Raw genomic sequence first — 6,592 nt, 5'->3', positions numbered from 1 at the left:
TTCCACGTGCGCCGTGTTGATCGTGATGCCGCGCGCCTTCTCCTCCGGCGCCGCGTCGATGTCCTCGTACTTCTTCGCCGTCGCCCCGCCGGACTTCGCCAGCGTCATCGTGATCGCCGCCGTCAGCGTCGTCTTGCCGTGATCCACGTGACCGATCGTGCCGATGTTGCAGTGCGGCTTCGTGCGTTCGAACTTTTCCTTGGCCATGGCCAAAACTCCTGTGGCCCAAGGTGGGCTGTTGTCTCAGTCGAATGTTGGAGCGGGTAGACGGGATCGAACCGACATCCTCAGCTTGGAAGGCTGCTGCACTACCATTGTGCTATACCCGCGTTCGTTTCGGAGCGCCGCCAGATCAGGTTCTTCGACACGCGTGGTGGGGGAAGCAGGACTCGAACCTGCGAAGCTTACGCAGCGGATTTACAGTCCGCCCCCTTTGCCGCTCGGGACATTCCCCCAGCGCGCGTCGAGAAACCTCATCGGGCGTCCGGGACGTTTCCGGCGGACCGGAAACGACGTCGGACGAAAGGCCTCGGCATCCCGCGACGCCTGGTTTAGAGGGGCGCCGGACCCGGAAAACCCTAGGGGCCCCAAATCGGAGCGCGTCTTATAGTGTCGTCGAAACGCGAACGCAACGACCGGAACAGGGCCTTTTCGGGCCGTCCGAAAGACCCCGCGCGCACGGCGGAAAAGCCCGCCCGCAAAGGGCGCGACGGCGGCGCGCTCGCCCGCTCGGACGCGCCGCGGGCCACGCGGAACCGGGTCGATCCCGACCATCTGATCTGGGGGCGGCATCCGGTCCTGGCCGCTCTGGCGAATCCCGCGCGCAAGGGGATGGGCCGACTGATCGTGACCCCGGACCGCGCGGCGGAGATCGAGACCGGGGGGCTAGCCCCACACGGACATCGACCGGAAGTCATGGACGGCGCCGACCTGGCCCGCCTGCTGCCGCCCGGCGCCGTCCATCAGGGCTTCGTCTTCAAGGTGGCGCCGCTGGAGGGCGTTCCGTTGGCCGAACTGGCCGAGCCCGCCGAGGGCGTCATCGTCATGCTGGACCAGATCACCGACCCCCAGAACGTGGGCGCCGTCTTCCGCTCGGCGCTGGCGTTCGGCGCGCGGGGGATCGTGGTGCAGGACCGGCACTCGCCGGCGCTGGCGGGGGCCCTGGCCAAGGCTGCGGTCGGCGCGACCGAACGCCTGCCGCATGCGCGGGTGACCAATCTGAGCCGGGCGCTGGAGACCCTGGCCGAGGCCGGGTGGCGCGCCGTGGGTCTGGACGGGGCGACCGACGTCGATCTGGCCGACGCGCTGGACGGGTCGCCGACGGTGCTGGTGATGGGGTCGGAGGGAGACGGCATCCGCCGTCTCGTGGCCGAGCACTGCGACGTGTTGGCGCGCATTCCCATGCCGGGCGGGTTCGAGAGCCTGAACGTGTCGAACGCCGCGGCGGTGGCGCTGTACGAGGCGTCGCGGCGTCGCGGCGCCTGAGTTCGCCTCGGCGCTTGCGCACCCGCCCCGCCCTGCCCTAGAGCGCGCGCATGGATTTCGCAGAACTCGTCTCCGCCGAAGCGCTGACCGCCCTCGGTCAGGTCCTGATGATCGATCTGGTGCTGGCCGGCGACAACGCCGTGGCCGTGGGCCTGGCCGCTGCGGCGCTGGCGCCCGAGCAGCGGCGCAAGGCCATCATGATCGGCCTGATCGCGGCGGTCGTGCTGCGCATCGGCTTCGCCCTGATCACGGTGCAGCTGCTGGCCATCGTCGGCCTGCTGCTGGCCGGCGGGTTCCTGCTGCTGTGGGTGTGCTGGAAGATGTGGCGCGAACTGCGCGAGCAGGCGACGCACGATCAGGCCGAGGCCGAGGCCGAGCTGGAACTGGCCATGCAGATCGAGCACGGCAAGGGCCCCACTCCGGAGGAGCTGGGCCTGAAGCGCAAGAGCTTCGGCGCGGCCCTGCTGCAGATCATGATCGCCGACGTGACCATGAGCCTGGACAACGTCCTGGCCGTGGCCGGCGCGGCGCACGACCATCCGTGGATCATGGTCTTCGGCCTGGTGCTGTCGATCGCCCTGATGGGCGTGGCGGCCACCTACATCGCCAAGCTGCTGACCAAGTACCGCTGGATCGGCTACGTCGGTCTGGTCGTGGTGCTGTACGTCGCCCTGCACATGATCTGGGACGGATATCGCTCCGTCGTGGTCCGGACGGGCAATCTGGAAACCTATAATGCGTCGGTCCCGGGCTTCCTCGACATCGGCGAGGAAGAGGTGGCCAAGCACCTGAAGGGCGTGCGCAGCGAGGACAGCGTCCTGCCCGCCCCGCCGACGCCCACCCGACCTTCGGATGCGCCGGCGCCCGTCCCGGTTCCGGCGACATGACGAAAGGGCCCGGAGCGATCCGGGCCTTTTTCATTTGCGGGTCAGACGGCGCCGCCGAAGCGCTCGGACCACTCCGCCACCTGGGCGTCCTCGATCTTGGCGAACAGCACGCCCTGATGGGCCACGGGCCGGCCGGCGGGCACGGCGTCCAGCCACGCCTCGCCGGCGCCGGGCCACGACAGGTCGGTCGCGCCGACCGAGGCCGCGATCTTCTCCGCCGAGAACGGCAGGATCGGCGCGGCCAGACGGGCGAACAGGGCGACCAGGTTCAGGCCGGTGCGCACGCCCACCGCCGCCGCGTCGCGGTCGGTCTTCAGCGCGGTCCACGGCGCGGCGACCTGCAGATACTCGTTGCCGAGGACCCAGGCGGCGCGGATCGCCTGGGCGGCCTTGCGGAACTCCATGGCCTCGAACTGCTCGGTGGCCTCCGCGATCGCGGCGCGCAGGTCGGCCTCCAGCTTGGCCTCGACCGGACCGGGCTCGCCGCCCTCGGGCACGACGCCGTCGAACTTGCTCTCGGTGAACTTGACGATGCGGTTGACGAAGTTGCCCAGCACGTCGGCCAGGTCCTTGTTGATCGCGCCCTGGAACTGCTCCCAGGTGAAGGCGGTGTCCGAATGCTCGGGCCCATAGGCCGTCAGGTGCCAGCGCCAGTAGTCGGCGGGCAGCAGCTCCAGCGCCTGGTCCATGAAGACGCCGCGCTTCTGGCTGGTCGAGAACTTGCCGCCGTACCAGTTCAGCCAGTTGAAGGCCTTCAGTTGGTCCACCGTCTTCCAAGGCTCGCCCGATCCCAGGATCGTCGCGGGGAAGCTGACCGTGTGGAACGCGACGTTGTCCTTGCCCATGAACTGGACGTAGCGGACGTCGTCCGCGCCCTCGTCCAGCCGCCACCAGTCGCGCCACGTGCGGCCGGTCGCCTGCGCCCATTCCTCGGTGGCGCCGATGTATTCGATCGGCGCGTCGAACCAGACGTAGAAGACCTTGCCCTCCATGCCCGGGCGCGGCCCGCCGTCGGCGCCGACCACCGGCACGCCCCATTTCAGGTCGCGGGTGATGCCGCGGTCGATCAGGCCCTCGTCCAGGTGCTTCAGCGCGATGGACTTCGCCAGCGTCTGCCAGCCGGACTTCGAGCCGATCCAGTCGCGGATCGCGCCTTCCAGCTTCGTCTGCAGCAGATAGAGGTGGCGCGTGTCGCGGACCTCCAGGTTCCGGCTGCCGGACACCGCCGAGTACGGATCGATCAGGTCGGTCGGGTCCAGCAGGCGGCCGCAGTTGTCGCACTGGTCCCCCCGCGCGCCGACGTGGCCGCAGTGCGGACAGGTGCCCTCCACGTAGCGGTCCGGCAGGAAGCGGGCGTCGTCGACGGAGTAGATCATGCGATCGACCCGCTCCTCGATGAAGCCGTTCTTCTCAAGGACGTCGGCGAAGTGCTGCGTCAGGCGGCGGTTGGGGTCGTTGGAGCTGCGCCCGAACCAGTCATAGCTCAGACCGAAGGCCTCGCCCGCCCGCTTCTGGATCTCATGCTGCTCGTCGCAGTACGTCCGCACGTCCTGGCCGGCGGCGGCGGCGGCCAGTTCGGCCGGCGTGCCGTGCTCGTCGGTGGCGCAGATGTAGAGAACCTCATGGCCTTGGGCCCGCTTGAACCGGCTCCAGACGTCGGCGGGCAGCATCGAGCCCGCCAGGTTCCCCAGGTGCTTGATGCCGTTGATGTAGGGCAGCGCCGACGTGACGAGGATGCGGGCCATGACGTTCCGGAAGTGATGCGAGCGGTGGGATATAGAGGCGGCGGTCCGCGCCGTCACCCGGCCTGTGAGATGCGATAGGGCGAATGTAAGGTGGCTGGATGGCCATCATTCCCACCGTCAAGTGCGCCGACGTCGACCGCGCCGTCGACTTCTATACGGGCGTACTGGATTTCCGACTGGAGGGGCGCTGGCCCGACCACGGAGACCCGGGCTTCGCCACGCTGACCCGCGGAGCCGACGTGCTTTATCTGTCCAGCCATTCGGGCGACGGGGTCTTCGGGCAGGCGGTGGTCGTCGTCACGGAAGACTTGGACGGACTGTTCGAAAGCTTCCGGGCCAGGGGACTGGACCCGTCTCATAAGCCGGAATCCCCCGTTCATCAGGGGCCGCTCCGACAGACCTGGGGCACGCGGGAGTTCTACGTCGACGATCCGGACGGCAACACCCTTCGGTTCACATCGTGGGCGCCAGCCGCCTCGCCACCCTGACGAAGCGGCCGGTCAGCAGGGTCGCCGAGACCAGGCTGGCGACGATGACCGCCCAGACCAGACCGTCGACGCCCAGCGTCGGGGCCAGCCCCCAGCCCAGCGGCATCATGATCGCGCCATAGGCGGTGAAGTGCATGATGGTGGGCCACCAGACGTCGCCCGCGGCGCGGTTGGCCTGGGCCGCCACCACCTGGACGCCGTCGGCGACGAAGAACAGCGTCGACAGGACGAGGGCGGGCACGGCCAGCGCCATCAGACCGGGCTCGCGGCTGTAGGCGCCGACCAGAAGCTCGGCGGTCGGCCAGACCAGCAAGGACACCGCCAGCGTCAACACGGCCACCACGGCGATGCCGACCAGCCCGGCGCGCAGCACGCCGGCCCCGTCGTCCGCGCCGCGCGCCCGGCCGACCAGCACGGCGGTCGCCGACGAGATACCCATGGGGGCCATGAAGATGATCGCCGCGATGTTGAGAACCACCGCCCAGGCCCCGGTCTCGGCCGCGCCCAGACGGCCGGCGATCACGGTCATCAGGGCGAAGGCGCCGACCTCGATGAAATAGCTGGAGCCCGCGCCGTAGCCGATCTTGCGCTGCTCGCGGGCGGCCTGGGGGTCCGGCGCGGGACGCGTGAAGACGCCCAGCGCCCGCGCGTCGGGCAGACGCAGGATCCACCAGACCAGGAAGGCCGCCAGGGCGAAGCGCGCGCCGAAGGTGGCCCAGGCCGAGGCGATCGCTCCGTCGACGCCCAGGCCCAGCAGGTCGGGCACCAGCAGGAGGTTCAGGCCCAGGTTCACCGCATTGGCCGCCCACATGGCGATCATGCCGGGCTTGGGCCGGTTCAGCGCCTCCAGGAAGAACTGGCCCGCGACGCTGACCAGATAGAAGGGCATCGACAGGGCGAAGACGGTCAGGGCGGGCGCCGCGCCCTCGGCCAGGCCGTCCTCCAGTCCCAGCCGTGACAGGGCCCAGGGTCCGAGCGCGATCAGGGCGCCCATGGAGCCGACGCCGATCGTCAGGGCATAGACCGCGCCGCGACGCAGCACGGCGCCCGCCAGCTCGGGCCGGCCCTCGCCGATGCGCCGCGCGGTCATGACCTGCACGCCCAGAAGCAGGCCGACGGCGGTGGTGATCACGACCGCGGTCGGGGTCCAGGCCTGGGTGTGGAAGGCCAGTTCGCGGCTGGAGAAGTTTCCGACCACGATGGCGTCGGTCAGGCCCATCACCATGATGCCGATCCGCGCCAGCACGACGGGCCAGGCCAGCGTCAGCAGCTCGCGCGTCGTGGTCCGGGTCTGAGGGCTGAGGACGGGCATGGGCGGCGGCAATGGCCACGGTCGGCCGCGCCGGTCAATGGGCCCGCGTCACCAGGCCCCGATCTCGCGCAGCTCACGCACCAGATCTTCGGGCAGGTCGGTGTCCCCGACCCGCGACAGGTCCGGCGGCGCGTCCCTGGGATCCAGATAGCGCCAGCCCTGGAAGGGGCGGCGGGCCAGGGGCGCGGTGCGGATCACCTGCGGCTCCAGCAGGATTTCGCAGCGCGAGGCGCGGCCCTCGCCGAAGGTCGTGATCTCGCGGATCGGCTGGCGGCAGGCGACCGTGCCCTTGATGACCCAGTAGAGACTGCCGCCCTCCTCCACCTCGGCGGCGCGCTTGGGCGTCATGCGGGTGCTGACCACCAGAGGCCGGCCCTGGGCGGCGCGGCGCTCCAGCCATTCGACGTCCGACACGCCGACGCACAGCTTGATGAGATGAAGCGACATGCCACGGCTCTAGCACCGCCCGCGTCCGGCGCCATGGGCCCGGCGGTCGCAGGCGCGCGGAAACGCTCCGTCGCTTTCGCGCGGAGTTGGGAAGGGCGGGCGGAGCGCCGGGCGCGGAGCCCGGATGAGGATTGAGTTTACCGTTTCGGCTTCGCGACGACGCTCCGCGCGGTTCGTCTGATCAGGAGCTGTCCGAGGTGGCCGGAACCACCGCATAGGGCCGCTGCT

At 69.9% G+C, this 6,592-nt stretch carries 7 protein-coding genes and 2 tRNA genes; 3 read left to right on the top strand and 6 right to left on the bottom strand.

Annotated elements, in window-relative coordinates; all coding sequences use genetic code 11:
- The 3 genes from VGN45_RS13025 to VGN45_RS13015 all read right to left on the bottom strand — a co-directional run.
- The coding region (locus tag VGN45_RS13025) for a GTP-binding protein (protein WP_327463170.1) at window positions 1-207 on the bottom strand (207 nt) is incomplete at its 3' end.
- Window positions 208-255: 48 nt separating this feature from the next.
- Window positions 256-329, bottom strand: a tRNA-Gly gene (locus VGN45_RS13020).
- 42 nt (window positions 330-371) lie between these two features.
- A tRNA-Tyr gene (locus tag VGN45_RS13015) sits at window positions 372-455 on the bottom strand.
- 154 nt (window positions 456-609) lie between these two features.
- Here VGN45_RS13015 and rlmB point away from each other — a divergent pair.
- Both rlmB and VGN45_RS13005 read left to right on the top strand, forming a co-directional pair.
- Window positions 610-1,485, top strand: coding sequence for a 23S rRNA (guanosine(2251)-2'-O)-methyltransferase RlmB (gene rlmB / locus VGN45_RS13010; RefSeq protein ID WP_414643434.1), 876 nt, complete (start codon window positions 610-612; stop codon window positions 1,483-1,485).
- Window positions 1,486-1,535: 50 nt separating this feature from the next.
- On the top strand, window positions 1,536-2,372 hold the full coding sequence (locus tag VGN45_RS13005) for a YjbE family putative metal transport protein (RefSeq protein WP_327463168.1): 837 nt from the start codon (window positions 1,536-1,538) through the stop codon (window positions 2,370-2,372).
- A gap of 41 nt (window positions 2,373-2,413) precedes the next feature.
- On the opposite strand, the gene metG is transcribed toward VGN45_RS13005, so the two are convergent.
- Window positions 2,414-4,117: a methionine--tRNA ligase gene (gene metG / locus VGN45_RS13000; protein WP_327463166.1), complete on the bottom strand. Its 1,704-nt coding sequence runs from the start codon at window positions 4,115-4,117 to the stop codon at window positions 2,414-2,416.
- A gap of 98 nt (window positions 4,118-4,215) precedes the next feature.
- Between metG and VGN45_RS12995 the strand changes: the two genes are divergently transcribed.
- A complete protein-coding gene (locus VGN45_RS12995) occupies window positions 4,216-4,605 on the top strand; it encodes a glyoxalase superfamily protein (protein ID WP_327463164.1) in 390 nt (129 codons plus the stop codon).
- On the opposite strand, the gene VGN45_RS12990 is transcribed toward VGN45_RS12995, so the two are convergent.
- Window positions 4,571-5,917, bottom strand: coding sequence for an MATE family efflux transporter (locus VGN45_RS12990; protein WP_327463163.1), 1,347 nt, complete (start codon window positions 5,915-5,917; stop codon window positions 4,571-4,573). The two genes, VGN45_RS12995 and VGN45_RS12990, sit on opposite strands and share 35 nt — an antisense overlap.
- A gap of 48 nt (window positions 5,918-5,965) precedes the next feature.
- Complete coding sequence (locus VGN45_RS12985) at window positions 5,966-6,364, bottom strand: DUF1489 domain-containing protein (protein WP_327463161.1); 399 nt, start codon at window positions 6,362-6,364, stop codon at window positions 5,966-5,968.
- Window positions 6,365-6,592: the final 228 nt, after the last annotated feature.

Origin of the sequence: Brevundimonas sp. (assembly GCF_035999125.1) — a bacterium.
Taxonomy (GTDB): domain Bacteria; phylum Pseudomonadota; class Alphaproteobacteria; order Caulobacterales; family Caulobacteraceae; genus Brevundimonas.
Note: the sequence above shows the minus strand (reverse complement) of the source record. Positions and strands in the feature narration are given on the sequence as shown.

Bases quoted from the DNA above. Each gene is read 5' to 3' on its own strand.
- VGN45_RS13005 (WP_327463168.1), top strand. From the start codon at position 1,536: ATGGATTTCGCAGAACTCGTCTCCGCCGAAGCGCTGACCGCCCTCGGT.
- metG (WP_327463166.1), bottom strand. From the start codon at position 4,117: ATGGCCCGCATCCTCGTCACGTCGGCGCTGCCCTACATCAACGGCATC.
- VGN45_RS12995 (WP_327463164.1), top strand. From the start codon at position 4,216: ATGGCCATCATTCCCACCGTCAAGTGCGCCGACGTCGACCGCGCCGTC.
- VGN45_RS12990 (WP_327463163.1), bottom strand. From the start codon at position 5,917: ATGCCCGTCCTCAGCCCTCAGACCCGGACCACGACGCGCGAGCTGCTG.
- VGN45_RS12985 (WP_327463161.1), bottom strand. From the start codon at position 6,364: ATGTCGCTTCATCTCATCAAGCTGTGCGTCGGCGTGTCGGACGTCGAA.